This window comes from Ensifer meliloti, assembly GCF_030064585.1.
In the GTDB taxonomy this organism is placed as follows: Bacteria; Pseudomonadota; Alphaproteobacteria; order Rhizobiales; family Rhizobiaceae; genus Sinorhizobium; species Sinorhizobium meliloti.
In genome coordinates, this window is record NZ_CP120364.1 from 759,776 (window position 1) to 782,096 (window position 22,321).

Below are 22,321 nucleotides of genomic sequence, written 5' to 3' on the forward strand. Positions count from 1 at the left end.
GCCTATCGAGCAACCGTGCCGGCATCCATTTCCGCGAACACCTGCTTGACGATCTTGATCGCGTGATTGGCCGCCGGAACGCCTGCATAGATGGCGACATGCAGCAGTGCCTCGCAAATATCCTCGCGCGTCGCCCCGGTATTGGCCGTGGCGCGGACATGCATGGCCACCTCCTCGTCCTGTCCGAGAGCGGCAAGCAGGGCGATGGTGACGATCGACCGCTCCCGCTTCGTCCAGCCGGGACGCGACCAGACATGCCCCCATGCCGCCTCGGTGATCAGCTCCTGGAAAGGACGGTCGAAATCGGTCGATGCCGACGCCGCCCGGTCGACGTGATTGTCGCCTAGAACGGCGCGGCGCGTCGCCATTCCCTGTCGGTAGCGCCCGGAAGGCGCAAGGTCGCTCATGGTTTGCCTCCAGACAACACGGATCGGAAGAAGCGTCTCAGCACCGACGACAAGGCTTCCGGCTGCTCGACGCAGGGTATATGTCCCGCCCCGCGGATCACTTCGAAGCGCGCGCCCGGTATGAGATCGGCCGTCGAGCGGACCAGATCGGGCGGCGTCGAACCGTCCTGGTCGCCGACGACGCAGAGCACCGGAACCGCGATCCTGCCTGCGGCTTCCGTGAAATCGGCGTCGCGGATGGCGGCGCAGGTGCCGACGTAGCCCGGCACCGGCTGGCGGACCAGCATGTTGCGGTAGCCGGTGAAGGCGAGGTTTTCGGGCCGCCGAAAGGCCGGGGTGAACCAGCGTTCGAGCACGCCATCGGCGACCGCCTCGATGCCGTGCGCCTCGATCGCCGTGATGCGGGCGTCCCAGAACTCGACGGTGCCGATCTTGTGGGCGGTGCCGGAAAGCACGAGCGCGCGCACGAGGTCGGGGCGGCGGCCGTAGAGCGATTGCGCGATGAGACCGCCCACCGAAAGTCCGCAAACAATCGCCTGTTTCACGGCGAGGCGATCGAGGAGTCCGGCGAGATCGGTCGCATGGTCCTCGATGGAATAGGGAACCTGGCCGATATCGGACAGCCCATGGCCACGCTTGTCATAGAGCACGATGGCAAAATCGCCGGCCAGCCGGAGGACGACATCGCGCCAGATACGGAAATCCGTGCCGAGCGAGTTGATGAAGACGAGCGCGGGCTTTTCCGTGACCGCGCCAACCACGCGATAGTGAATCGTGACGTCGTTGATGCGGGTGAATTGCACGGCAGTTCTCCTCCGTCGTCAGAATTGGATGTTTCATCCGGTTAGGTAAAATGATATTTCGTGGCTTTCCCTTAACCAGGGGGTTATACGATCCGTGATCGACGCTCGCGTTAAGTTTCGCCATCTGCAGACATTTGTCGAGGTCGCGCGCCAGAAGAGCGTGGTGAAGGCGGCCGAACTCCTGCATGTCACGCAACCGGCGGTCACCAAGACGATCCGGGAACTCGAAGAGGTTCTGGGCGTCGCGGTTTTCGAGCGCGAGGGGCGTGGCATCAAGATCACGCGCTACGGCGAGGTCTTTCTGCGCCATGCTGGCGCCGCGCTGACGGCGCTGCGCCAAGGCCTCGATTCCGTCTCGCAGGAGCGGTCCGGCGAAGGCCCGCCGATCCGCGTCGGTGCGCTTCCGACCGTTTCGACCCGCATCATGCCGCGCGCCATCGCGCTCTTCCTGAAAGAGAAGACCGGCGCACGCATCAAGATCGTCACCGGTGAAAACGCAGTGCTTCTCGAACAATTGCGCATCGGCGATCTCGACCTCGTCGTCGGCAGGCTCGCCGCTCCGGACAAGATGACCGGATTTTCGTTCGAGCATCTCTACTCGGAACAGGTGGTCTTCGCGGTGCGGGCCGGGCATCCGCTCATCTCCGGCAGGCAGTCTTTATTCGCGCATCTGAGCGACTATCCGGTGCTGATGCCTACCCGCGCCTCGATCATCCGCCCCTTCGTCGAGCATTTCCTGATCGCCAACGGCATTGCCGGCCTGCCGAACCAGATCGAGACCGTTTCCGACTCCTTCGGCCGGGCCTTCGTACGCTCCAGCGACGCCATCTGGATCATATCGGCGGGCGTCGTCGCCACGGATATCGCGGATGGCGTATTGGCGGCGCTGCCGGTCGACACGAGCGAGACGAGGGGACCCGTCGGGCTTACCATGCGCACCGACGCGATCCCGTCGCTGCCGCTCTCGATCCTGATGCAGACGCTGCGTGAAGCGGCGGGGACGGCGATGGCTGCGGAAGCAAAGAGGACGGCCTAGCACTGGGGTTATCGAACCCCCTCTGGCCTGCCGGGCATCTCCCCCACAAGGGGAGACGACTCGCGGGAAGAACCTAAAGGGCCGGCATCCCGGCGGGCCTAAGCGAGCGTTTCTGGGCGGCGATGCGGAAGGGCGCGTTGGCTGCGCCGTAGCCGCGATAACCGGCGCGCCGCTCGACAATTTCGAAGAAGAAGCCTTCTCCATAGGTCGGGCCGTAGATCTGGAAATACTCGCCATCCTCATCGCGGTCATAGAGGATGCTCTCATCCCTGAGCCGGTCGACGAAGTCAGGTTCGAGCCCGAACCGCACCTCGATGTCGTCGTAATAGTTGCGCGAGATTGCCAATGGGCGAAAGCCGCTGCGGAGCATATGGTCGGCGGCTGCAAAGATATCGTCGGTGCGGAAGGCCACATGCTGGACACCCGAGCCAAAGCTCTCTGCGATGAAGTGGCCTGCCAGCGTGCGGTGGTTGTCCGCTCCGTTCAACGTCAGCCGAAGCGTCCCGCTCGCATTCTCAACGACCTGGCTGCGGATCAGACCGGCGGGATCGACGATATCGACCTCTGCCAATTTGTCGGCATCGAGGATAGACGTGTAGAAGAGCAGCCAGCTCGGGAGCTCCTCCGCCTGCATGGATTGCGCCACATGGTCGATGGCGAGGAGCGGCGATGCGCCTTGGGGCGTCGCCCCCGACCAGACGAACTCGCGCGACCAGACGTCGTCGGCCTCGTCCAGGAAATAGATCAACCCGCCGCCAATGCCGCGGATTGCGGCCATCGCCCCCTCGCCTTCGTTCGCCTCGGGCAGAAATATTTCGGCGCCGAGCGCGCGAGAGCGTTCGATGGCGGCGGAGGCATCGGGTACTTTCAGGCCGACCGCATAGGCCGATGCCCCGTGCACCAGGTAGCTCGAATGAGCGAAGCCCTGCTGCTCGGTGTTGATGACAATGTTTACGCCTCCATGATCGCGACCCTGGCGCCATAGCGTCACCGATTTCTCGCGATGAGAGGCGACGGCGTGAAAACCCATGGTTCCCAGAAGCGAGCCGAGCGTCTCCGCCTCCGCCCGATCGGCGGTGAATTCCACGAATTCGACGCCCAGCACCTCCACCCGGTCGGGCATCGCCAGCGCGCCCTTCGCCACCGGCTCGCGCCGCCTGACCCGATCCATCAGATAGACCAGCGAACGATGCCCGTCCTCGGCGATCGCCCTGGGTGATCCGCCCCGGAACTGGTCGTTGAAGATTTCGAGCGACAGGGCGCCGTCATAGCCGGTCGCGGCGACAGCCTGCATGAAATCGACGACGGGAAGATCGCCTTCGCCGGGCATGTTGCGGAAATGGCGGCTGAGATAAAGCAGATCCATCTCGATCCGCGGCGCGTCCGCGAGCTGAACGATGAAGATGCGGTCCCCCGGAATGGAGTGGATCGACCGCAGGTCGATATTGCGCGACAGGGTGTGGAAACTGTCGAGGATCAGCCCGATATTCGGGTGGTCCGCCCGCCGCACGATTTCCCAAGCATCCCGATGATCGTTGACATGTCGGCCCCAGGCAAGCGCCTCGTAGCCGACGCGCAAGCCGCGCCTGGCCGCCCTCTCGCCCAGCTCCCGCAGATCGTCGGCAGCGCGGTCGATGCCGCCCAATGCGAGCGGGGAAACGCTGGAACAGACGAGCATCAGTTCCGTTCCAAGCTCCTGCATCACGTCGAACTTGCGCTCCGCCCGGTCGAAAGCACGCGACCGGTGCGGTTCCGGCAGACCTTCGAAATCGCGGAACGGCTGAAAAAGCGTCACCTCCAGCCCGTGATCGCGGACCATGCGGCCGACCTCCGCCGGCGAACCGTCGAAGGTCAGGAAATCGTTCTCGAATATCTCCACGCCATCGAAGCCTGACGCAGCGACGGCGGCGAGCTTCTCCGAAAGAGTGCCGCTGATCGAAACGGTCGCGATCGAGGTCTTCATGCCGATCTCCTCTCGCTGGCCTCGTCCTTTGCCGGGTGTCAGGGCCGGCTTGCTTCCGGAAAAGGCGTAGCGTCGAAGGCTCGATGATGGTCACTTCTTACCTATACCGCAAATACCGTTTTTTCCGTCCTCCATACCGTTTTGTTATGCATCTCGGCCGCCACGCGAACGGCCGGTCGAGTCGTCCATGACGCGGCGCAGCGTCGTCACCAACCGCTCGGCATAGCTGGACAGCGCGGCGTCGGCGCGATAGGCGACATAGGTCTGGAACTCCGTGTCCTCGCTGATCGGAATGACGGCCAGTCCCTGGTCGGCCATACCGCCCACGGTGAAGGCGTCGATGACCGCGATGCCCAGATTCCGCTTGACCAGCGCACAAACCGTCGTGCCGAAACGCGCCCTGATCGGGGTACGATATTCGAGCTTCTCCCTCTCGAATATGCCCGCCATTATCGCCCCGTAGGGATCGCGCGGGTCGATACCGATGAGCGGATGCTCGGCGATCTCGCGGGCGGAAATCCTGGACCGCCCGGCAATCGGATGCTCCCTGGCGGCGATGCAGACGAGGTGCCCTTTGGACAGGGGCTCGAAAGTGATCGAAGGATGGGTGAGATGATAGCTCATCGCGACCAGCTCTCCCTTGCCGAGCAACAGGTAATCGATCGCCTCCTCTATCCTCAGAATATCGAAATTGATGCGGATGTCCGGATAACGCCGCATGAGCCCGGCGATGGCTTGCGGCATCATCGCATTCGCAATGCTCGGCACCGAGCCGAGCGCGAGTTCCACACCTCGTCCGCGCTCCAGTTGGCCGATGGAGAATTGCAGGTCGTCGACCTTGCGATGAACTTCCTGGAGCTGGGCGAAGATGTCGCGCGCTTCGTCGGTCGGCACGTAACGGCCGGCCTTCTTGACGAAGAGCTTTATCCCCAGCGCGCTTTCGATATGCTTCATAGTCCGGCTGACGCCCGGCTGGGCGACATTCATCAGACGCGCCGCGCCGGCGATGGTGCCGGCGATCATCACCGCCCGGATCACTTCGATCTGGCGTAGCGTAAGCCCCATCGCACCCTCCCTGGCAGCTGCCTCACCGGCGACAGTCGAGCAGAGCCGGTATCCCCGCGCAAGTAGCGTCCAGGAAGGTTTGCGCGCGGCCTCAAAACGGCAACCCCACGTAATTCTCCGCGAGCGCGGTCGCCGCCGCGCGCGAATGGGTGAGATAGTCGAGTTCCGCCTCCTGGATTCTCTGGTCGAAGTCGCTGGTCTCCGGAAAGCGGTGCAGCATTGTCGTCATCCACCAGGAGAAGCGCACCGCCTTCCAGACACGGGCGAGCGCGCGGGCCGAATAGGCGTCGATGCCGGCATTCGAGCGGTCCTGATAGTGTTCGAGCAATCCCTCGAACAGATAGTGCACGTCGCTCGCCGCGAGGTTCAGGCCCTTGGCGCCGGTCGGCGGAACGATATGGGCGGCGTCACCCGCCAGGAACAGCCGATTGAACCGCATCGGCTCGGCGACGAAGGAGCGGAGCGGCGCGATGGACTTCTCGAAGGAGGGCCCCGTGACCACGCGCTCGGCGTGATGGGCGGGCAGGCGGCGGCGCAATTCGTCCCAGAAGCGCTGATCGTCCCAGTCCTCGATCTTCTCCTCGAGCGGACACTGGATGTAATAGCGGCTGCGCGTGTGCGAGCGCATCGAGCAGAGCGCGAAGCCGCGCGGGTGGTTGGCATAGACCAGTTCGTGGTCGACCGGCGGCACGTCGGCAAGGATGCCGAGCCAGCCGAAGGGGTAGATCTTCTCGAAATTGCGGATGGCCTTTTCCGGCAGGGAACGTCGGCTGACACCGTGAAAGCCGTCGCAGCCGGCAATGAAGTCGCAGTCGATGCGCTGCGCGATCCCGTCCTTCTCATAGGCGACATGCGGCGTCCGCCCGTCGAAATCCCGCGGCATCACGTTCGCCGCTTCGTAAATCGAGAGCGCCCCGACCCGTTCGCGATGGTCCATCAGGTCGCGGGTGAGTTCCGTCTGCCCGTAGATCATCACCCGCCTTCCGCCGGTCAGGCCAAAGAGGTCGATGCGATGGTCGCGCCCGTCGAAGGCGAGCGAGAAGCCGTCATGCGGCAGGCCCTCGGCATGCATGCGGGCGCCGCAGCCCGCCTCCTCCATCAGCCGCACCGTGCCTTCCTCCAGAACGCCGGCGCGCACACGGCCGAGAATGTGAGCTTTGGTCGCGCGATCGAGGATAACATTGGCGATCCCCGCTTCGGTCAGCAATTGCCCGAGCAGGAGCCCCGAAGGCCCGGAGCCGATGATGACGACCTGAGTGCGCATGATTGTCCTCCCACTTCCCCCAGGAAATTGCAGCTGTCCCGCCGGAATCGGCACGCGAATTCTTACAGATATCGTACATCGCCGGCGGCTCGGCTGTAGCGCTTTGATCTGCTGCATGCTTTTTTCCGTCAATCGCGATACGATCAAAGAAAACATGCAGGAGAGAGCAGTCGTGGCCGACGAAACACAGGCGCCGGAAACCAAGCTGACTTCCACGAAGCGCCGCTGGGCGGCCGACGGCAAGTTTCTCACCGGCCGCATTGCCCGTCCTGAGACGGACCGCCTGCCGCCCGGTCAGCATCTCGTCAGGGACTGGCCGGTTCTCGATCTCGGGCAGCAGCCGCACCTGACCCACGAGACGTGGCGGCTCGACGTCACCGGCCTCGTCGAGAACCCGCTCTCGCTCGACTGGAACGCCTTCCAGGCGCTGCCTCAGAGCGACAGCCTGTCGGACATCCACTGCGTGACGACCTGGTCGCGCTACGACAACAATTGGCACGGTGTATCCACGCGCGACCTCCTCGATCGCGTCATGCCGAAGCCCGAGGCCGCCTATGTCATGCTGACGAGCTTTGACGGCTACACCACCAACCTGCCGCTCGCCGATTTTGCCGCCGAGGACGCGATCCTCGCGACTGCCTGGGAAGGCGCGCCGATCACGCGGGCCCATGGTGGGCCGATGCGCCTGGTGGTCCCGCATCTCTATTTCTGGAAAAGCGCCAAATGGCTGCAGCGCATCGATTTCCGCGCGGCCGATTCGGCAGGCTTCTGGGAGCGGAACGGCTACCACATGCGGGGCGACCCGTGGCTGGAGGAGCGCTATTCCGGCGATTGACGCTGGAGCGGGATGAGGAAAAGTGTGTGCGGTTTTCCGCCCGGAATTTCGGAAAGAAGAGAGTTTCCGCGATTCGGAGAAAAGCGGAAATGCTCTAACGCTCCGTCTTCGACTGTAACTCGTAATTTTTGATGCTACAGTCCCCGGTTGAGGGGACGGTAACGCCCCGCGCCGAACTTGAAGCCAACATTCCTGTCCGGGAGGAAAGCATGCGCAGTCCCTGCCTGAAATCCCTATCCATTACCCTGATCGTCGCGCTGAGTACGTTCGCACCGCGGCAGGGCCTGGCGGCCTCGCCGGAGCCGGTCAAGGCAGAGCACGGCATGGTCGTGACCGCCCAGCATCTTGCATCCGACATCGGCGTCGAGGTCCTCAAGAAGGGCGGCAATGCGATCGATGCGGCGGTTGCGGTCGGCTATGCCCTCGCCGTCGTCTACCCTACCGCCGGCAACATCGGCGGCGGCGGCTTCATGACCATCCGCTTCAAGGACGGCAAGACGACCTTCCTCGATTTTCGCGAGCGCGCGCCTCTCGCCGCCACCAAGACCATGTATCTCGACGACAAGGGCGATCTCGTCGAGGGATTGAGCACCGAAGGCTATCTCGCCGTCGGCGTGCCCGGACCGGTCATGGGTTTCGAGTTCGCGCTCAGCCGTTACGGCACCAAGCCGCTGAAGGAACTGATCGATCCGGCGATCGAGCTCGCGCGAGAAGGCTTCGTGCTCCAACACGGCGATATCGAGTCTTTCGACGGCGAGACCGAGCGGCTCGCCAGGGATCCGGCTGCCGCCGCGATCTTCCTGAAGCCGGACGGCAAGCCTTTTGCAGCCGGTGACCGGCTGGTCCAGACCGATCTTGCCGCTTCGCTTTCGAGCATCGCCGAAAAAGGCACGGACGCCTTCTACAAGGGTGCGATCGCCGACGCGATCGTCAAGGCGAGCGCGGATAAGGGCGGCATTCTCGCCAAGGAGGATTTCGAACGCTATCAGGTCCGCGAGCTCGAGCCGGTCAAGTGCAACTACCGCGGCTATGACATCGTCTCCTCGCCGCCGCCATCGTCAGGCGGATTGATCATCTGCGAGATCCTCAACATCCTCGAAGGCTATCCGCTCTCCTATCTCGGTTATGGCTCTGCCGAGACGGTGCATGCGATGATCGAGGCGATGCGCCACGCCTATGTGGATCGCAACACCGCGCTCGGCGATCCGGCCTTCGTCGAGAACCCGGTCGCAAAGCTCGTCGACAAGAGCTACGCGAAAGAAATCCGCGCCAAGATCGACCCCTTCAAGGCCGGCGTTTCCCAGGAGCTGATGCCGGCGGGCTTTACCGAAAGCAAGGAGACGACCCATTATTCCATCATCGACGACGAGGGGAATGCGGTCGCGGTGACCTACACGCTGAACGGCTCCTTCGGCGCGGGCGTCGTCGCGCCCGGCACGGGTATTCTCCTCAACAACGAGATGGACGATTTCACCGCCAAGCCGGGCACCCCCAATCTCTATGGACTCGTGCAGGGCGAGGCGAATGCGATCGAAGCCGGCAAGACGCCGCTTTCATCGATGAGCCCGACGATCATCTCCAGGGACGGCAAGCCGTTCATGGTGATCGGCAGCCCCGGCGGCGCCCGCATCATCACCATCACGCTGGAAGCGATCATCAACGTGATCGACCACGGCATGAACATTCAGGAGGCCGTCGACGCGCCGCGAGTCCACCATCAGTGGCTTCCGGACAAGGTCTTCATGGAGCCCTATGCTCTTTCGCCCGATACGCGCAAACTGCTTTCCGCCATGGGCCATGACGTTCAGGTCGACGAGAACTGGATGATCTGGGGCCAGGCAGCGGGCATCCTCGTCGGCGGCGAGAACGTCGCCGAGATCGAGGCTGGCGGCGGCGCCCGCTACAACGGCGCCGTCGACAGCCGCATCGGCGCAGGTGCTGCGCGGGGATATTGAGGGGCGATGGCTAGAGCGGGATGAGGAAAAGTGTGTGCGGTTTTCCGCCCGCATACCGTTCTAACCTATTGAATCCATCACGTTCATGATTCTAGGCCGACTCGAGCCAGAATCATCGTGATCTAGCGAAACACAAGCCGCAACGCGGCTTGTGTTTCCCTGAGCAGCGGCAGAAAGCGCTCGGCCATCTCGCGGGCCGGCACGTGGGCGGCAGATGCGCCGATATTTAGGGCCGCCAGCACCTGCCCGCGATCATTGGCGACCGGTACCGCGATCGAGCAGAGGCCGAGCTCCAGTTCCTGGTCGATGATCGCATAGCCCTCGTCGCGAACCCGCCGCAATTCCGCCAAAAGCTCTTCCGGATCGGTTCGCGTCAGCGGTGTGTTCGCCTTCAATTCGGAACGTCCGAGAATGTCGCGTGCCTCGGCCTCGGGCAATGAGGCAAGCAACACCCGCCCCATCGAGGCGCAGTAGGCGGGAAGACGCGAGCCGGGCGTCAGGTTGATCGACATCACCCGGCGCTGCGACGCGCGTGCCACATAGACGATCTCGGTGCCGTCGAGCACCGAGGCGGAGGCACTCTGCCCGGCCTTTTCTGCGAGCTGGTCCAGGTAAGGCTGGACGATGGTCGGCAGCGGCGTCGCCGAAAGATAGGCATGGCCGAGCCTCAGGATCTTCGGTGTGAGCGTGAAGAACTTGCCGTCGTAACCGGCGTAACCAAGCTGCGAAAGCGTCAGCAGAGATCGCCTGACGGTCGCCCGGTCGAGCCCGGTGATCTTCGCGGCATCGGCAATCGAAAGCCGCGGCTGCACCTCGCCGAAGGCTTCGATCACCTTCAAACCGCGTGCAAAGCCGCTGACGAAATCCGTTTCACGCATTGTGCCTCCTGCCGGTCTCTGGCCTCCTTTTCTGTGCGATATACGAACAAATGTCAAATACCGCACGAAGTAAATTGACGCTTGCGAAGAACAGGCGCTTATTCGGCTCGAACATCACCGGAGGAAAACGATGGCGCGGATAATGTCTCTCGCCGAGGCGGTAGAGGAGAATGTCAGAGACGGCGATACTGTTGCGATGGAGGGCTTCACGCACCTGATCCCCTACGCCGCGGGGCACGAGGTGATTCGCCAGGGCCGGAAGGACCTGTTCCTCGTGCGCATGACGCCCGACATCCTCTACGACCAGCTGATCGGAGTCGGTGCGGCACGGGGCATGAAGTTCTCCTGGGGCGGCAATCCGGGCGTCGGCTCGCTGCACCGCTTTCGCGATGCGGTCGAGAACCAATGGCCGCGACAGCTCGAGATCGAGGAGCATTCGCATGCGGCCATGGCCAATGCCTATGAGGCGGGTGCCGCGAACCTGCCTTTTGCGGCCTTCCGCGGCTATATCGGCGCCGACCTGCCTAAGGTGAACCTCAATATCAGAAGCGTGACCTGCCCCTTCACCGGCGAGGTGCTCGCCGCGGTGCCTGCAATCCGCCCGGACGTAACGATCATCCATGCCCAGCGTGCCGACCGCAACGGCAACGTCCTGATCGAGGGGATCGTCGGAGTGCAGAAGGAAGCGGTGCTCGCCGCCAGGCGCTCGATCGTGACGGTCGAGGAGATCGTCGACGAACTCTCACCGCCCTCGCCCAATTCGGTGGTGCTGCCGGGCTGGGCGGTGACTGCCGTCGCGCATGTGCCGGGCGGCGCCTTCCCGTCCTATGCGCATGGCTACTATCCCCGCTCCAACGCCTTCTACATCCGTTGGGACGAGATTGCCCGCGACCGGGAGACCTTCACCGCATGGATCAGGGAGAACGTCCTTGCCGCAAAGCCCGAGGACTTCGCCCGCCACGCCGCGAAGACCGCGGCCAAGGTTGCTTGAGGGGAAGAAAGAATGACTGATTTCACCCCCACCGAGATGATGACGATCGCCGCGGCGCGCGCGCTTTCCAACGACGACGTCTGCTTCGTCGGCATCGGCGCGCCGTCAGCCGCCTGCAATGTGGCGCGGCTGACGCATGCGCCGGATATCACGCTGATCTATGAGAGCGGCACCGTCGGCACCAAGCCCGACGTGCTGCCGCTCTCGATCGGCGACGGAGAGCTCTGCGATACCGCGCTCTTCACCGTCTCGGTGCCGGAAATGTTCCGCTACTGGCTCCAGGGAGGCCGGATAACCACGGGCTTCCTCGGCGGCGCGCAGATCGATCGTTTCGCCAATCTCAATACGACCGTCGTAGGCCCCTATGACCATCCCAAGGTGCGCCTGCCGGGAGGCGGCGGTGCGCCGGAAATCGCCTCCAATTGCGGCCGCATCTTCATCACCATGGCGCTGACGAAGCGCGGCTTCGTGGAGAGGCTGCCCTTCGTCACCTCCATGGGACACGGCGAAGGCGGCAATCATCGGGAGCGGCTCGGACTGACGACCAGCGGCCCGACCCGGGTCATCACGGATCTCTGCATTCTGGAGCCGGATCCGGAGACGAAGGAACTGACCGTCGTTTCCATGCACCCCGGCGTCGCTCGGGATCAGATCGCCGGAAATTGCGGCTGGCCGATCAAATTCGCGGAGACCGTCATCGAAACACCGGCACCGACCGAGACCGAGCTGGTCGTTCTGCGCGACATCAACGCCCGCACCAAAAAAGCCCATGAGGCCGCGGGAAAGGAGGCAGCGTGATGCGCGAAGCCTATATCTGCGATTATATCCGTACCCCGATCGGCCGCTTCGGCGGCTCGCTCGCTTCGGTGCGCGCCGACGACCTCGGCGCCATACCGCTGAAGGCGCTGATGGACCGCAACAGGTCGGTCGACTGGGAAGCGGTCGATGACGTGATCTTCGGCTGCGCCAACCAGGCGGGCGAGGACAACCGCAACGTCGCACGCATGTCGCTGCTGCTTGCGGGGCTGCCCGTCGCCGTTCCCGGCACGACGATCAACCGGCTCTGCGGATCCGGCATGGACGCGGTGATTGCGGCCGCGCGGGCGATCAAATGCGGCGAGGCCGAGCTGATGATAGCCGGCGGCGTCGAGTCCATGTCGCGGGCGCCTTTCGTGCTGCCGAAGGCCGAGAGCGCCTTTTCGCGCAACGCCGAAATTCACGACACGACGATCGGCTGGCGCTTCGTCAATCCGCTGATGAAGGCACAATATGGGGTCGACTCGATGCCGGAGACCGGCGAGAACGTCGCCGAAGACTATAAGGTTTCGCGCGAGGACCAGGACGCCTTCGCCCTGCGCAGCCAGGCAAAGGCCGCGGCCGCCCAGGCGAACGGCCGCCTTGCGAGCGAGATCGTCGCCGTCACCATCCCCCAAAGGAAGGGTGGCCCGGTCGTCATCGACCGCGACGAGCATCCGCGCGCCACGACGATCGAGGCGCTCGCCGGGCTCAAGACACCCTTCCGGGAGGGCGGCACCGTCACCGCCGGCAACGCTTCGGGCGTCAACGACGGCGCTGCGGCGCTCATCATCGCCTCCGAGGAGGCTGCCAGAAAGCATGGGCTGCGACCCATGGCCCGCATCCTCGGGGGCGCTTCCGCCGGCGTGCCGCCGCGCATCATGGGCATGGGACCGGTGCCCGCCTCGCAGAGGCTCATGACGCGGCTCGGCGCGACGCAAGATCGGTTCGACGTCATAGAGCTCAACGAGGCTTTTGCCAGCCAGGGGCTTGCGGTCCTGCGCGCGCTGGGAATCGCCGACGACGATCCCCGCGTCAACCGCAACGGCGGCGCCATCGCGCTCGGCCATCCGCTCGGCATGTCGGGTGCGCGCATCACCGGAACGGCAGCGCTGGAGCTTGCCGAAACGGGTGGCCGCACCTCGCTCTCCACCATGTGCATCGGCGTCGGCCAGGGCATCGCGGTGGCGCTGGAGCGGGTGTAAGGCGGCGATGCCTTCCCTCCCCAACCCCTCCCCACAAGAGGGGCTTACGTGCGGCACCGTTCTGCGTCGAGGTCTCCCGAGGAGAAACGTCGAAACTGGCAGGCCATTGCCGCGGGCACCGAGCCCCTCCCCCTTGTGGGGCTGTGGGGAGAGGTTGGGGAGGGGTTCTGCAGTGCCCAAGATCATCCGCGTGTAATGCGAAATCCCGCCGGCGCTTCGACGGAAGAAGCCTCCTCGCTCGCGACATCGGCGACGGAAGCGCCGGGCGGTCCTTTCCAGAAATGGTCAAGCATTCTGCTGACGGCCCCGTCCGGGCCGGCGATGAGGGCGGTCACCGAGCCGTCGCTCTCGTTGCGAACCCAGCCGTCGAGGCCGAGCCTTTCGGCCTCCTCGCGTGTCCAGTCGCGAAAGCACACGCCCTGTACCCGTCCGGTAATCCTGACCAGAGCGGCCCTGCGGTCCTTCGTCATGGCGTTGCCCTCCTTTCCCTTTCGAATCTGGCGCATATGGCGGCTAAGGCAAGCGTCTTCGTGACGCTGCCGATGCCCGACCTCGGGCACTTCTTTATCAGCCGGAAAAAATTTCATTTTCGGTCTTGAAGATGCTGCACTGCAGCATTATTATGTAACTGTCGATGGAACACTCCTCCTCCCAGTTCCATCGCGGGATCGGCAACCCTCCTCCTCCCAGTTGCCGGTCAGGATCGAAAGCCCGGCGCACCTCCTCCCGCGCCGGGTTTTCTCTTTCAGCCGAGGCATTGAGCCGGCGGCGATCCCGAATTCCGTTATCCTTACAAGACAACACCGCGGTAAGATCCGAAACTTGGCCGGCACATAGCTGGGAACATTTCCGGAGATAGGGCATCCAATATCCGAGAAGGAGCCCGACCATGCCTACCGCTGAAACCGACCTTTGCCTGAATGCGCCGCCACTTGCGCAGGACCTCGCCCGTTTCCGCGCGATCATGCAGGCGCACAACCGCAAGCTCTACCGGATCGCCCGGAGCATCCTGCGCAACGACAGCGATGCGGAAGACGTGCTGCAGGAGGCATATGTCCGGGCCTTCACACGCTTTGAGGATTTTCGCGGCGATGCGGCGATCACGACCTGGCTCGCCCGCATCGTCATCAACGAGGCGCTCGGCCGCCTGCGGAAAAGACGGCGACAGATGAGACTGGCCAAGGACATGCGGCAGTCGCAAGAGGCGGAGATCATCGCCTTTCCCCTCAATTCAGGCATCAGCGATCCGGAAAAGACGATGGCACAGCGACAAATCCTCGATCTCGTCGAAAGGCTGACGGACGATCTCCCGGACACCTACCGCACCGTATTCGTGCTGCGCGTCATCGAAGGGCTCGACAACGAAGAGGCGGCCGCCCTGCTTGGCCTCAAACCGGAAACGGCACGCACAAGGCTGCACCGGGCGCGCCGCATCCTGAAAGAGCAGTTGGAGCGGCAGATCGGCCCGGTTCTGCTCGATGCCTTTCCTTTCGCGGGAAAGCGCTGCGAGCTTCTGACCGAGGCCGTTCTGCCCGCATCTCGCCTCGGCCCCCGGAACCGGACGGAAAATAGCGGGAACGTCTCGAGCCGCGAAGCATCCAAAGCATGTCGTCCAAACCAGGCTTTGATCTTCGAGGAAAGGAACATCCCATGACTATCAAACTGACGACCGCAGCGGCCGCAATCGCCCTCCTCTTCGGCACCGGCGGGGCACTCGGCAACGACAAGCCGACCGACCCGCAAATCGCCCACATCGCCTACACTGCCGGCGTGCTCGACGTCGAAGCCGCCAAACAGGCAATCGCGACGTCGAAGAACAAGACCGTCGTCGAATTCGCCGAAAGCATGCTGCGCGACCACGAGTCGGTGAACAAGCAAGCCCTCGATCTCGTCAAGAAGCTCAACGTCACGCCCGAAGACAACGACACGAGCAAATCCCTCTCGCAAGCGGCCGAGGCGAAACGCCAGGAGCTGGCGAAGCTCAAGGGCGGGGAATTCGACAAGGCCTATATCGAACACGAGGTCGCCTACCACAAGGAGGTCAACGGCGCGCTGGAAACGCTGCTGATCCCGTCGGCTCAGAATGCCGAACTCAAATCGCTGCTCGAGACCGGACTGAAGCTGTTCCAGGGACATCAGCAGCATGCCGAGCACGTCGCGGCCGAATTGAAGTGAGCGCGGCGATGTTCATAACGCGAGCGGCAATTGTCTTATTGTCGGTGGGAGCGGCGGCCGCCGCCGCTCCTTCGCAGGCGGAAACCATCCAGGTGGCGATCGATCGCCTCGTCTACCTGCCCGCGGAGATCGAGGCGAAGGTGGGCGACGAGGTCGAGTGGATCAACAGGGATGCGCTCGTCCACACGGCGACCGTCGAAGGCGGCGCGGACGTGCTTCTGCCGGCGAACAAATCCGGCCGGCTGGTGCTTCAGGAAGCGGGCAGCTTCGATTATATCTGCCGCTACCACCCGAACATGAAGGGCCACATCACCGTGCGGCCGTGATCCGCAGCTCCCTCTCGCCCGCAGGCCGGAGGGAGCAGAAGCGATGATAACTCAGTCCAGATCGTCGCTTTCCGGCTTCGGCGGATTGTCGCGGTTGCCGTAGATGATCTCGCGCTTGCCGACATGGTTCGCCGGACCGACGAGACCGTCCTTCTCCATCCGTTCGACCAGCGAGGCGGCGCGGTTGTAGCCGATGCCGAGGCGGCGCTGGATGTAGGAGGTCGAGCACTTCTTGTCCCGCAGCACCACTTTCACCGCCTGATCGTAGAGCTCGTTGCCGTCTTCGGCGGCGATCGCGCTCTTGTCGAACACGGCGCCCTGATCCTCCTCGACCTCTTCCTCCTCTTCGTCCGCGGTCACCGTCTCGAGATATTCCGGACGCCCCTGCGTCTTCAGATGCGCGACCACATGTTCGACTTCCTGATCGGAAACAAACGGACCGTGGACGCGGGCGATGCGGCCGCCGCCGGCCATGTGCAGCATGTCGCCCTGGCCGAGGAGCTGTTCGGCCCCCTGCTCGCCGAGGATGGTGCGGCTGTCGATCTTGGAGGTCACCTGGAAGGAGATGCGGGTCGGGAAGTTCGCCTTGATCGTGCCGGTGATGACGTCGACCGAGGGACGCTGGGTCGCCATGATCAGGTGGATGCCTGCCGCACGCGCCATCTGCGCAAGCCGCTGGATCGCCCCTTCGATCTCCTTGCCGGCGACCATCATCAGGTCGGCCATCTCGTCGACGATGACGACGATATAGGGCATCGGCGAAAGGTCCATTTCCTGCTGCTCGAAGAGCGGCTCGCCGGTGCCCTTCTCGAAGCCGGTCTGCACCGTCGCGAGGATCGGCGCGCCCTTCTCGCGCGCGGCCGCCGCACGCTGGTTGTAGCCGTCGATGTTGCGCACACCGAGCCGCGACATCTTGCGATAGCGGTCCTCCATCTCGCGCACCGCCCATTTGAGGGCCATCACCGCTTTCTTCGGATCGGTGACGACGGGCGTCAGCAGATGCGGGATGCCGTCATAGACGGAGAGTTCGAGCATCTTCGGATCGACCATGATGAGCCGGCATTCTTCCGGCTTCAGCCGGTAGAGCAACGACAGGATCATGGTGTTGATCGCCACCGACTTGCCTGAGCCGGTTGTGCCGGCGACGAGCAGATGCGGCATCTTTGCGAGTTCGGCGATCACCGGCTCGCCGCCGATCGTCTTGCCGAGGCAGAGCGCCAGCTTGCAGCCGGTCTTCTGGAAATCGCCGGATTCGATCAGCTCGCGGAAATAGACGGTTTCGCGCGTCGCGTTCGGCAGCTCGATGCCGATGACGTTGCGGCCGGGCACGACAGCGACTCGGGCAGAGAGCGCCGACATCGAGCGGGCGATATCGTCGGCCAAGCCGATGACGCGGGAGGATTTGACGCCCGGCGCGGGCTCGAATTCGTAAAGCGTGACGACAGGGCCGGGGCGGACATGGATGATCTCGCCCTTGACACCGAAATCCTCGAGCACGCTTTCGAGCAATCCGGCATTCTGCTCGAGCTGCTCCTGCGTCATGAAGAAACCCTGGCCTTGCGGCGGTTCCTGCAGGAGCTCCTTCGACGGAAATTCGTAGGCGTCGCCACCCTGCAGCGGCTCGAGGGCGCCGATCGGCGGCAGAGACGGCGACGAACGCTGTATCACGGCCGGCATGGTGATCGCCGCCCTGGTCACCGGCGCTTCGGGAGCCGGTTCGCTTGCGGGCACGATGGCGGGCTCGGCGAGCGCCGGGGCTGGTGTTTCGACGAACTGGGGGGCCGGAAGGGCGGCAGCCTCCGCGGCGGCCGGCTCAGCGGCGATATCCTGCGGCGCGGCCGTAACCGGTTCGGCAGTGGCGGGCTCGGGCCGCCGGCATTCCACCACCCGGAACAGCGAGCTTATCGCCGTGGGCGGCTGCGGCCGGATCTCGACAGGCATTGCAGCGACGATCTTCGGTGGCGAGACCTTCGGCACGGCTGCGATCGGCGCGGGAATGCGCGCGGCGTCCTTCACAGGTTCCGTGACAGTCGGCGGAACAGCCGCGACTTCGAGCGGCATGAACTCGAAAAACGCAAAATCGGAAAGATAGGCCAGGCGCGCGTCTGTTTGATGGGGCACGTCCTCCTCCACTGCGGCACTCTCGGGCGCAAGATTCGCGACGGGCAGTGCATGCGGAACCACAGGCACTTCGTCCGTTACCGGCAGGGCAGATGGCGTTTCAGGAGTGGCGGGCTCTTCCTCCGCCACGGCCACGCTTTCGGTGATTGCCGGCTTGGTGACGCTCGCTTCCGGCGCCTGCGAGCGTGCAGCGCTCCAGGAGGGCAGTTGCTGCGTCAGCACACGGAGGAGCTCGGACGGACTGTAGGACGGCAGTTCCGTTTCGACCACGGACGGAGCGGGCCCGGCCGGTACCACGTCCATCACCGTTTCGGGATCGGACGCTTCCGCCGCGGCTTCGTCGGCCTCAGCCCGGTTTTCTTCGGGCGCCGGCGGGTGACGCTTCATGAGTTCGCGCTCGGGCGTACGCGTGAAGCGCACATTCGGCGACAGGAAGAAGTGGCTCTCCCAGCCCGGCTCGCCGGATAGGCCGGTGATCTCGGCAAGCGTGGGAAGCGGATCGCGCGTAGAGACGGTTACCTCGGCCGGAGCATAGGCGGAGCCGTGACCGTAGAGGCGCGCGGCGCGGCCTGCATAGCCTGTCTCCTCGTCGCGATGGCCGGGCGCGCGCCGCGGCGCTTCCGGTGCCTCGAACAGATGGTCGTGAGCGGCCGCCTCAGGCGCCGCCGGAACATGCGCGGCACCTTGCGCAGCCGGATGCGGGTCCTCGTAATCATCCGCGTGATTTGCGTCGTACAAAGCTGCAGGCGAGAAATTTGTCCGGGGAATGCGCATGGCCTGAAAACTCGAAATTCATCATCGAAGGGGCTGCCCTAGGGAATAGGAAATGAAGGTTAACAACTTACTTCCGGGAGCCTCGCCGGAAGGGCGCCGGGCCGCCTCGAAAACCCACCCAAGTACCGTCCGGTGCTCGCGGCGCAAGGCTTTCCCGCGCTTTGGGGATTCAATTCCGTTCCGTTCAATTTCTGTTTCAGTTGTGGAAAATTTCCGATCCACGGGCTGTGCATTTACAATCATGGAGCAGCGAGCGCTTGCCGCCGTTCCGAAGGCTCGGAGCGGGTATGCGTTCGCGATCAGGCCATAGTGAAGAAAGGCACGTCACATGAGCGACAATCCCGCACTTCAAAGCTCCTTGGCCCTCATCGGCCGCCTGCTTCTCGCCGCCATGTTTATTCTTTCCGGTTTCGGAAAACTGGGCGATCCATCCGGCACGATCGGCTACATCGCGTCGGCGGGGCTGCCCCTGCCTCCGGTCGCCTATGCGGTTGCTCTTGCCGTGGAGATCGGCGCAGGCATCCTCCTCGTCCTCGGCTACCGGGCACGGTGGGTGGCGCTGATCCTTGCAGCCTTCACCCTGGCCTCGGCGATCGGCTTTCACACCGACTTCGCCGACCAGAACCAGATGATCCACTTCATGAAGAATCTGGCGATCACCGGCGGCTTCCTTCAGATCGCCGCCTTCGGCGCGGGTGCCTTCAGCCTGGATGGTCGGGCCGCCCGCGCCGGCCGAGAAATGGGTTGACGCGAATCAGAGGATGAATCATTCCTCTAACGGAATAGACCGCATATTTCGCATTTCGGCGTAGCTAAACGATTGCTCTGTCAGGACATGCGGCAGGCGCATCTGCACGGCGGCAGCGCGCCATGCGGCACGAGGAGATTCGACCATGGATATGATGACGGCAGCGACGACGACGACAGGCGCGACCGGCGGGGCATCGCGCAGACCGGCAGACGAGGCGATCGCCGCCGACGCGCGGGCGCTTTCCGAACAGCTGAAAGCGATGCGAGACCGGCTCTTTGCGCCGACGGCGATGAAGACGCTCCGGAGCTTCACCTCCGGCGAGGCCGCCAAGCTCATCGGCGTTTCCGACGGATACTTGCGCCAGCTGTCGCTGGCTGGCGAGGGGCCGCAGCCCGACACCGGCGCCGGCGGACGACGCTCCTATTCGCTCTCCGATATCAACGCGCTGCGCCGGCATCTGGCCGAACAGGCGATCGCCAAAGGCAATGGCGCCAAGGCGCGCGGTTATCTCAAATGGCGCGATGCCGCGAGAAGCGAGCATCTGCAGGTGATCTCGGTCACCAACTTCAAGGGCGGCTCCGGCAAGACGACCTCATCGGTCCATCTCGCACAATATCTCGCTCTGACCGGGCACCGGGTGCTTGCGGTCGACCTCGACCCGCAGGCGTCGCTTTCGGCGCTGTTCGGCTACCAGCCGGAACTGGACCTCACCGGCAACGACACGCTCTATGGCGCAATCCGTTACGACGCCGAGGCGCGCCCGCTGAAGGACATCATCCGCAAGACCTATTTCGACGGGCTCGACCTGGTGCCGGGCAACCTCGAACTGCAGGAGTTCGAACACACGACGCCGCAGGCGCTCAGTGCGCGGCAAAGCGGTGCCGATGCCGGGCCGCTCTTCTTCGCCCGGGTGCAGGCGGCGCTCGCAAGCGTCGCCGACGACTACGACGTCGTCGTCATCGACTGCCCGCCGCAGCTCGGCTACCTGACGCTTTCGGCGCTCTGCGCTTCGACGTCGGTCATCGTCACCGTGCATCCGCAAATGCTCGACGTCGCATCGATGAACCAGTTCCTCTACATGACCTCGGACCTGCTCAGCGTCGTGCGCGACGCCGGCGGCGAGCTCAATTTTGATTTCCTGCGCTATCTCGTCACCCGCTTCGAGCCGAATGACGGACCGCAGGCGCAGATCGTCGGCTTCATGCGCTCGCTCTTCGGCGACCGGGTGCTGACCTCCGCCATGGTAAAGTCGACCGCGATCTCGGATGCGGGTCTCACCAAGCAGACGCTCTACGAGGTGGGCCGGGAGAATTTCACCCGCGCGACCTATGACCGGGCGATCGAGTCGCTGAATGCCGTCAACGGCGAGATCGAGGCTCTCATTCACGCGGCATGGGGGCGCTGAGTCATGGCTGGCAATAACCGGAAAAACGAATTGCGGGCACTGTTTTCCGCGGGTGCGCCTGCCGCCGATCCGCAAACCCCCGCCGAAACGGCGTCGGGCGAGTTGACACCTGTCAACGCCAGGCCGGCCGCTCCGCTCGATGCGCCCCGTGCGGCTTCCGGCGCAGTGAAGGCCATGGGGCTCTCTCTCGGCAGCATCACGCGCGAGGCCGAGGAAGCGCGGGTGCTCAGGGAAGCGTTGACCCAGGGCGAACGCGTCGTTTCGCTCGATCCGGCGCTGGTCGAAAGCTCCTTCGTCGAGGATCGGCTGACCGACGGCGAGATAGACGATGCGGATTTCCTCGCGCTCGTCGAGAGCATTCGCGAGAACGGCCAGCAATCGCCGATCCTCGTTCGCCCGCACCCGGAAAAGCAGGGCCATTACCAGACCGCCTACGGCCACCGGCGCCTGAAGGCGGTGCGCCGGCTCGAGCTCCAGGTAAAGGCGATCGTCCGAACGCTGACAGATGACGAGCTCGTGCTTGCGCAAGGCAAGGAAAACGCCGAGCGGCGCAACCTTTCCTTCATCGAGCGTGCGCTTTTCGCCGCTGCGCTCGTAGCGCGCGGCTTCGACCGCAAGGTGATCGGCGATGCGCTTGCGGTGCAGAAGAGCGAACTTTCGCGCCTCCTGCAGGTGGCGGACGGTGTGCCGCACGAAGTCGCCCGCGCCATCGGCCCGGCGCCGAAGGCCGGACGCGAGCGCTGGATGGCGATCGGGACGCTGCTTGAAAGGCAAGAGGCGCGCGCCCGAGCCCAAGACGAGATCGCTTCGCCACGCTTCCGCGCCGTCGATTCAGACCGACGCTTTCAGCTCGTCTTCAATCGCCTGTCGCAAAGCGACAAGCCGGAACCGGAAAGGCCGGAGGAACTGAAGGACGCGGCAGGGCGGGTCTTCGCTCGGCTGAAGCGTGATGGGAAGGCGCCGAGGATCGAGTTCCTCCCGGGCACCCATCCGGCCGTCGTCCAGGAAGCCGTGTCGATGCTCGCCAAGTGGCATGCAGCCTTCGTGGAGAATCAGAAGCCTTAGAGCGACACAGCTCGACCGTGGCGATGCCCATATGGGCATCGCCACGGTCGTGAGCGATGTCTTCATAGGCCGGCTGGTCGAGATCCCGCCGAATCCGGCGACGGCGAGGGAACGGAATGCATCGGATGGCTGAAGCGCTCGGCAAAGGCCTCGATGGAGCCGCGCCCGAAGCGTCTCAAGCGCCGCCGCACCAGAATGGACATGACCCGGGCGGCGGTCGAGAAGGTCATCGCGTCCAGCGGTCCGGCGCCGCTCCAGGGCTTCGTCAACCGGTCGGTGACTATGCCGATCATATTGGCCGGCATGAGGTCCGTGCAGGGTCTCATCCATTCGAAAACGGCACTGACCGGAAGCACCTTGTCCTCGAAGGAAACGATGGGTTCGGGCATGCCCTCCTCCCAGTCGTCATAGGCTTCGAGGGCATCCTTGAAGAGTGTCTGGAGCGTGATGGGGGCGTGCCCTTCATGAAGGGCGGGCAGGAAATTCGTCATTAGGGTCTCCTCCGAT

General features: G+C 64.1%; 20 protein-coding genes and 1 pseudogene. 12 read left to right on the forward strand and 9 right to left on the reverse strand.

What is annotated here, in order from left to right; genetic code table 11:
- Window positions 1-2 precede the first annotated feature (2 nt).
- Together pcaC and pcaD are read right to left on the reverse strand one after the other, a co-directional pair.
- Window positions 3-407 (reverse strand): 4-carboxymuconolactone decarboxylase, encoded by a 405-nt coding sequence (gene pcaC, locus PZL22_RS03465; protein ID WP_003529485.1) that lies wholly within the window; start codon window positions 405-407, stop codon window positions 3-5.
- Window positions 404-1,210 (reverse strand): 3-oxoadipate enol-lactonase, encoded by an 807-nt coding sequence (gene pcaD, locus PZL22_RS03470; RefSeq protein WP_003529484.1) that lies wholly within the window; start codon window positions 1,208-1,210, stop codon window positions 404-406. The genes pcaC and pcaD overlap by 4 nt, the downstream gene beginning before the upstream one ends.
- A gap of 94 nt (window positions 1,211-1,304) precedes the next feature.
- Here pcaD and pcaQ point away from each other — a divergent pair, with 94 nt between their 5' ends.
- Window positions 1,305-2,246 carry a pca operon transcription factor PcaQ gene (gene pcaQ / locus PZL22_RS03475; protein ID WP_003529482.1) on the forward strand — a complete coding sequence of 314 codons (942 nt, stop codon included), beginning with the start codon at window positions 1,305-1,307 and terminating at the stop codon, window positions 2,244-2,246.
- Between the two features lie 73 nt (window positions 2,247-2,319).
- Here the strand turns inward: pcaQ and PZL22_RS03480 are convergent, their stop codons facing one another.
- The 3 genes from PZL22_RS03480 to pobA all read right to left on the reverse strand — a co-directional run bounded on the left by PZL22_RS03480 (window position 2,320) and on the right by pobA (window position 6,538).
- Entirely contained in the window at window positions 2,320-4,209 is a 1,890-nt protein-coding gene (locus PZL22_RS03480) for a bifunctional sugar phosphate isomerase/epimerase/4-hydroxyphenylpyruvate dioxygenase family protein (protein ID WP_003529480.1), read from the reverse strand.
- Window positions 4,210-4,353: 144 nt separating this feature from the next.
- On the reverse strand, window positions 4,354-5,274 hold the full coding sequence (locus PZL22_RS03485) for a LysR family transcriptional regulator (RefSeq protein WP_003529478.1): 921 nt from the start codon (window positions 5,272-5,274) through the stop codon (window positions 4,354-4,356).
- 91 nt (window positions 5,275-5,365) lie between these two features.
- A complete protein-coding gene (gene pobA, locus PZL22_RS03490; protein ID WP_003529476.1) occupies window positions 5,366-6,538 on the reverse strand; it encodes a 4-hydroxybenzoate 3-monooxygenase in 1,173 nt (390 codons plus the stop codon).
- Between the two features lie 154 nt (window positions 6,539-6,692).
- Here pobA and PZL22_RS03495 point away from each other — a divergent pair, with 154 nt between their 5' ends.
- Together PZL22_RS03495 and ggt are read left to right on the forward strand one after the other, a co-directional pair.
- Window positions 6,693-7,373 carry a sulfite oxidase-like oxidoreductase gene (locus tag PZL22_RS03495; RefSeq protein ID WP_153405068.1) on the forward strand — a complete coding sequence of 227 codons (681 nt, stop codon included), beginning with the start codon at window positions 6,693-6,695 and terminating at the stop codon, window positions 7,371-7,373.
- 209 nt (window positions 7,374-7,582) lie between these two features.
- The gene (gene ggt / locus PZL22_RS03500; RefSeq protein WP_284718487.1) at window positions 7,583-9,328 is read left to right on the forward strand and encodes a gamma-glutamyltransferase; all 1,746 of its coding nucleotides are present in this window, start codon (window positions 7,583-7,585) and stop codon (window positions 9,326-9,328) included.
- Window positions 9,329-9,450: 122 nt separating this feature from the next.
- On the opposite strand, the gene PZL22_RS03505 is transcribed toward ggt, so the two are convergent.
- Window positions 9,451-10,206 carry an IclR family transcriptional regulator gene (locus PZL22_RS03505; RefSeq protein ID WP_003529468.1) on the reverse strand — a complete coding sequence of 252 codons (756 nt, stop codon included), beginning with the start codon at window positions 10,204-10,206 and terminating at the stop codon, window positions 9,451-9,453.
- A 130-nt stretch (window positions 10,207-10,336) separates the two neighbouring features.
- Here PZL22_RS03505 and PZL22_RS03510 point away from each other — a divergent pair, with 130 nt between their 5' ends.
- Genes PZL22_RS03510 through pcaF form a run of 3 tightly spaced genes read left to right on the forward strand, consistent with a single transcriptional unit; the run spans window position 10,337 to window position 13,197 of the window.
- Window positions 10,337-11,197 carry a CoA transferase subunit A gene (locus PZL22_RS03510; RefSeq protein WP_003529466.1) on the forward strand — a complete coding sequence of 287 codons (861 nt, stop codon included), beginning with the start codon at window positions 10,337-10,339 and terminating at the stop codon, window positions 11,195-11,197.
- A 12-nt stretch (window positions 11,198-11,209) separates the two neighbouring features.
- Entirely contained in the window at window positions 11,210-11,995 is a 786-nt protein-coding gene (locus PZL22_RS03515) for a CoA-transferase subunit beta (RefSeq protein ID WP_003529464.1), read from the forward strand.
- On the forward strand, window positions 11,995-13,197 hold the full coding sequence (pcaF, locus tag PZL22_RS03520) for a 3-oxoadipyl-CoA thiolase (RefSeq protein ID WP_003529462.1): 1,203 nt from the start codon (window positions 11,995-11,997) through the stop codon (window positions 13,195-13,197). The genes PZL22_RS03515 and pcaF overlap by 1 nt, the downstream gene beginning before the upstream one ends.
- A 182-nt stretch (window positions 13,198-13,379) precedes the next feature.
- Here the strand turns inward: pcaF and PZL22_RS03525 are convergent, their stop codons facing one another.
- Window positions 13,380-13,667 (reverse strand): acylphosphatase, encoded by a 288-nt coding sequence (locus tag PZL22_RS03525; protein ID WP_324280274.1) that lies wholly within the window; start codon window positions 13,665-13,667, stop codon window positions 13,380-13,382.
- Window positions 13,668-14,086: 419 nt separating this feature from the next.
- On the opposite strand from PZL22_RS03525, the pseudogene PZL22_RS03530 reads away from it, so the two are divergent.
- From PZL22_RS03530 to PZL22_RS03540, 3 genes and pseudogenes are all read left to right on the forward strand, one after another.
- Window positions 14,087-14,769 (forward strand): annotated as a pseudogene (locus PZL22_RS03530) (RNA polymerase sigma factor).
- 78 nt (window positions 14,770-14,847) lie between these two features.
- Window positions 14,848-15,372 (forward strand): DUF4142 domain-containing protein, encoded by a 525-nt coding sequence (locus tag PZL22_RS03535; protein WP_003529452.1) that lies wholly within the window; start codon window positions 14,848-14,850, stop codon window positions 15,370-15,372.
- 8 nt (window positions 15,373-15,380) lie between these two features.
- Complete coding sequence (locus PZL22_RS03540; RefSeq protein WP_003529449.1) at window positions 15,381-15,698, forward strand: cupredoxin domain-containing protein; 318 nt, start codon at window positions 15,381-15,383, stop codon at window positions 15,696-15,698.
- Between the two features lie 51 nt (window positions 15,699-15,749).
- Here PZL22_RS03540 and PZL22_RS03545 read toward each other — a convergent pair whose 3' ends face one another.
- Complete coding sequence (locus PZL22_RS03545) at window positions 15,750-18,593, reverse strand: DNA translocase FtsK (RefSeq protein ID WP_033048650.1); 2,844 nt, start codon at window positions 18,591-18,593, stop codon at window positions 15,750-15,752.
- A 328-nt stretch (window positions 18,594-18,921) separates the two neighbouring features.
- On the opposite strand from PZL22_RS03545, the gene PZL22_RS03550 reads away from it, so the two are divergent.
- The 3 genes from PZL22_RS03550 to repB all read left to right on the forward strand — a co-directional run bounded on the left by PZL22_RS03550 (window position 18,922) and on the right by repB (window position 21,814).
- Complete coding sequence (locus PZL22_RS03550) at window positions 18,922-19,341, forward strand: DoxX family protein (RefSeq protein ID WP_003529446.1); 420 nt, start codon at window positions 18,922-18,924, stop codon at window positions 19,339-19,341.
- 145 nt (window positions 19,342-19,486) lie between these two features.
- Complete coding sequence (gene repA / locus PZL22_RS03555) at window positions 19,487-20,749, forward strand: plasmid partitioning protein RepA (protein WP_003529445.1); 1,263 nt, start codon at window positions 19,487-19,489, stop codon at window positions 20,747-20,749.
- Between the two features lie 3 nt (window positions 20,750-20,752).
- Window positions 20,753-21,814, forward strand: coding sequence for a plasmid partitioning protein RepB (repB, locus tag PZL22_RS03560; RefSeq protein WP_033048649.1), 1,062 nt, complete (start codon window positions 20,753-20,755; stop codon window positions 21,812-21,814).
- A gap of 62 nt (window positions 21,815-21,876) precedes the next feature.
- Here repB and PZL22_RS03565 read toward each other — a convergent pair whose 3' ends face one another.
- Window positions 21,877-22,305 carry a BRA0787 family protein gene (locus tag PZL22_RS03565; protein ID WP_003529443.1) on the reverse strand — a complete coding sequence of 143 codons (429 nt, stop codon included), beginning with the start codon at window positions 22,303-22,305 and terminating at the stop codon, window positions 21,877-21,879.
- Between the last annotated feature and the right edge of the window lie 16 nt (window positions 22,306-22,321).

Excerpts from the sequence above, each read along its gene's own strand:
- PZL22_RS03565 (WP_003529443.1), bottom strand. The coding sequence starts at position 22,305 with ATGACGAATTTCCTGCCCGCCCTTCATGAAGGGCACGCCCCCATCACG.
- repB (WP_033048649.1), top strand. The coding sequence starts at position 20,753 with ATGGCTGGCAATAACCGGAAAAACGAATTGCGGGCACTGTTTTCCGCG.
- PZL22_RS03545 (WP_033048650.1), bottom strand. The coding sequence starts at position 18,593 with ATGCGCATTCCCCGGACAAATTTCTCGCCTGCAGCTTTGTACGACGCA.
- pobA (WP_003529476.1), bottom strand. The coding sequence starts at position 6,538 with ATGCGCACTCAGGTCGTCATCATCGGCTCCGGGCCTTCGGGGCTCCTG.
- PZL22_RS03535 (WP_003529452.1), top strand. The coding sequence starts at position 14,848 with ATGACTATCAAACTGACGACCGCAGCGGCCGCAATCGCCCTCCTCTTC.
- PZL22_RS03510 (WP_003529466.1), top strand. The coding sequence starts at position 10,337 with ATGGCGCGGATAATGTCTCTCGCCGAGGCGGTAGAGGAGAATGTCAGA.
- PZL22_RS03485 (WP_003529478.1), bottom strand. The coding sequence starts at position 5,274 with ATGGGGCTTACGCTACGCCAGATCGAAGTGATCCGGGCGGTGATGATC.
- PZL22_RS03550 (WP_003529446.1), top strand. The coding sequence starts at position 18,922 with ATGAGCGACAATCCCGCACTTCAAAGCTCCTTGGCCCTCATCGGCCGC.
- pcaC (WP_003529485.1), bottom strand. The coding sequence starts at position 407 with ATGAGCGACCTTGCGCCTTCCGGGCGCTACCGACAGGGAATGGCGACG.
- PZL22_RS03480 (WP_003529480.1), bottom strand. The coding sequence starts at position 4,209 with ATGAAGACCTCGATCGCGACCGTTTCGATCAGCGGCACTCTTTCGGAG.
- PZL22_RS03515 (WP_003529464.1), top strand. The coding sequence starts at position 11,210 with ATGACTGATTTCACCCCCACCGAGATGATGACGATCGCCGCGGCGCGC.
- pcaF (WP_003529462.1), top strand. The coding sequence starts at position 11,995 with ATGCGCGAAGCCTATATCTGCGATTATATCCGTACCCCGATCGGCCGC.
- ggt (WP_284718487.1), top strand. The coding sequence starts at position 7,583 with ATGCGCAGTCCCTGCCTGAAATCCCTATCCATTACCCTGATCGTCGCG.
- repA (WP_003529445.1), top strand. The coding sequence starts at position 19,487 with ATGGATATGATGACGGCAGCGACGACGACGACAGGCGCGACCGGCGGG.
- PZL22_RS03540 (WP_003529449.1), top strand. The coding sequence starts at position 15,381 with ATGTTCATAACGCGAGCGGCAATTGTCTTATTGTCGGTGGGAGCGGCG.
- PZL22_RS03495 (WP_153405068.1), top strand. The coding sequence starts at position 6,693 with ATGCAGGAGAGAGCAGTCGTGGCCGACGAAACACAGGCGCCGGAAACC.
- PZL22_RS03525 (WP_324280274.1), bottom strand. The coding sequence starts at position 13,667 with ATGACGAAGGACCGCAGGGCCGCTCTGGTCAGGATTACCGGACGGGTA.
- PZL22_RS03505 (WP_003529468.1), bottom strand. The coding sequence starts at position 10,206 with ATGCGTGAAACGGATTTCGTCAGCGGCTTTGCACGCGGTTTGAAGGTG.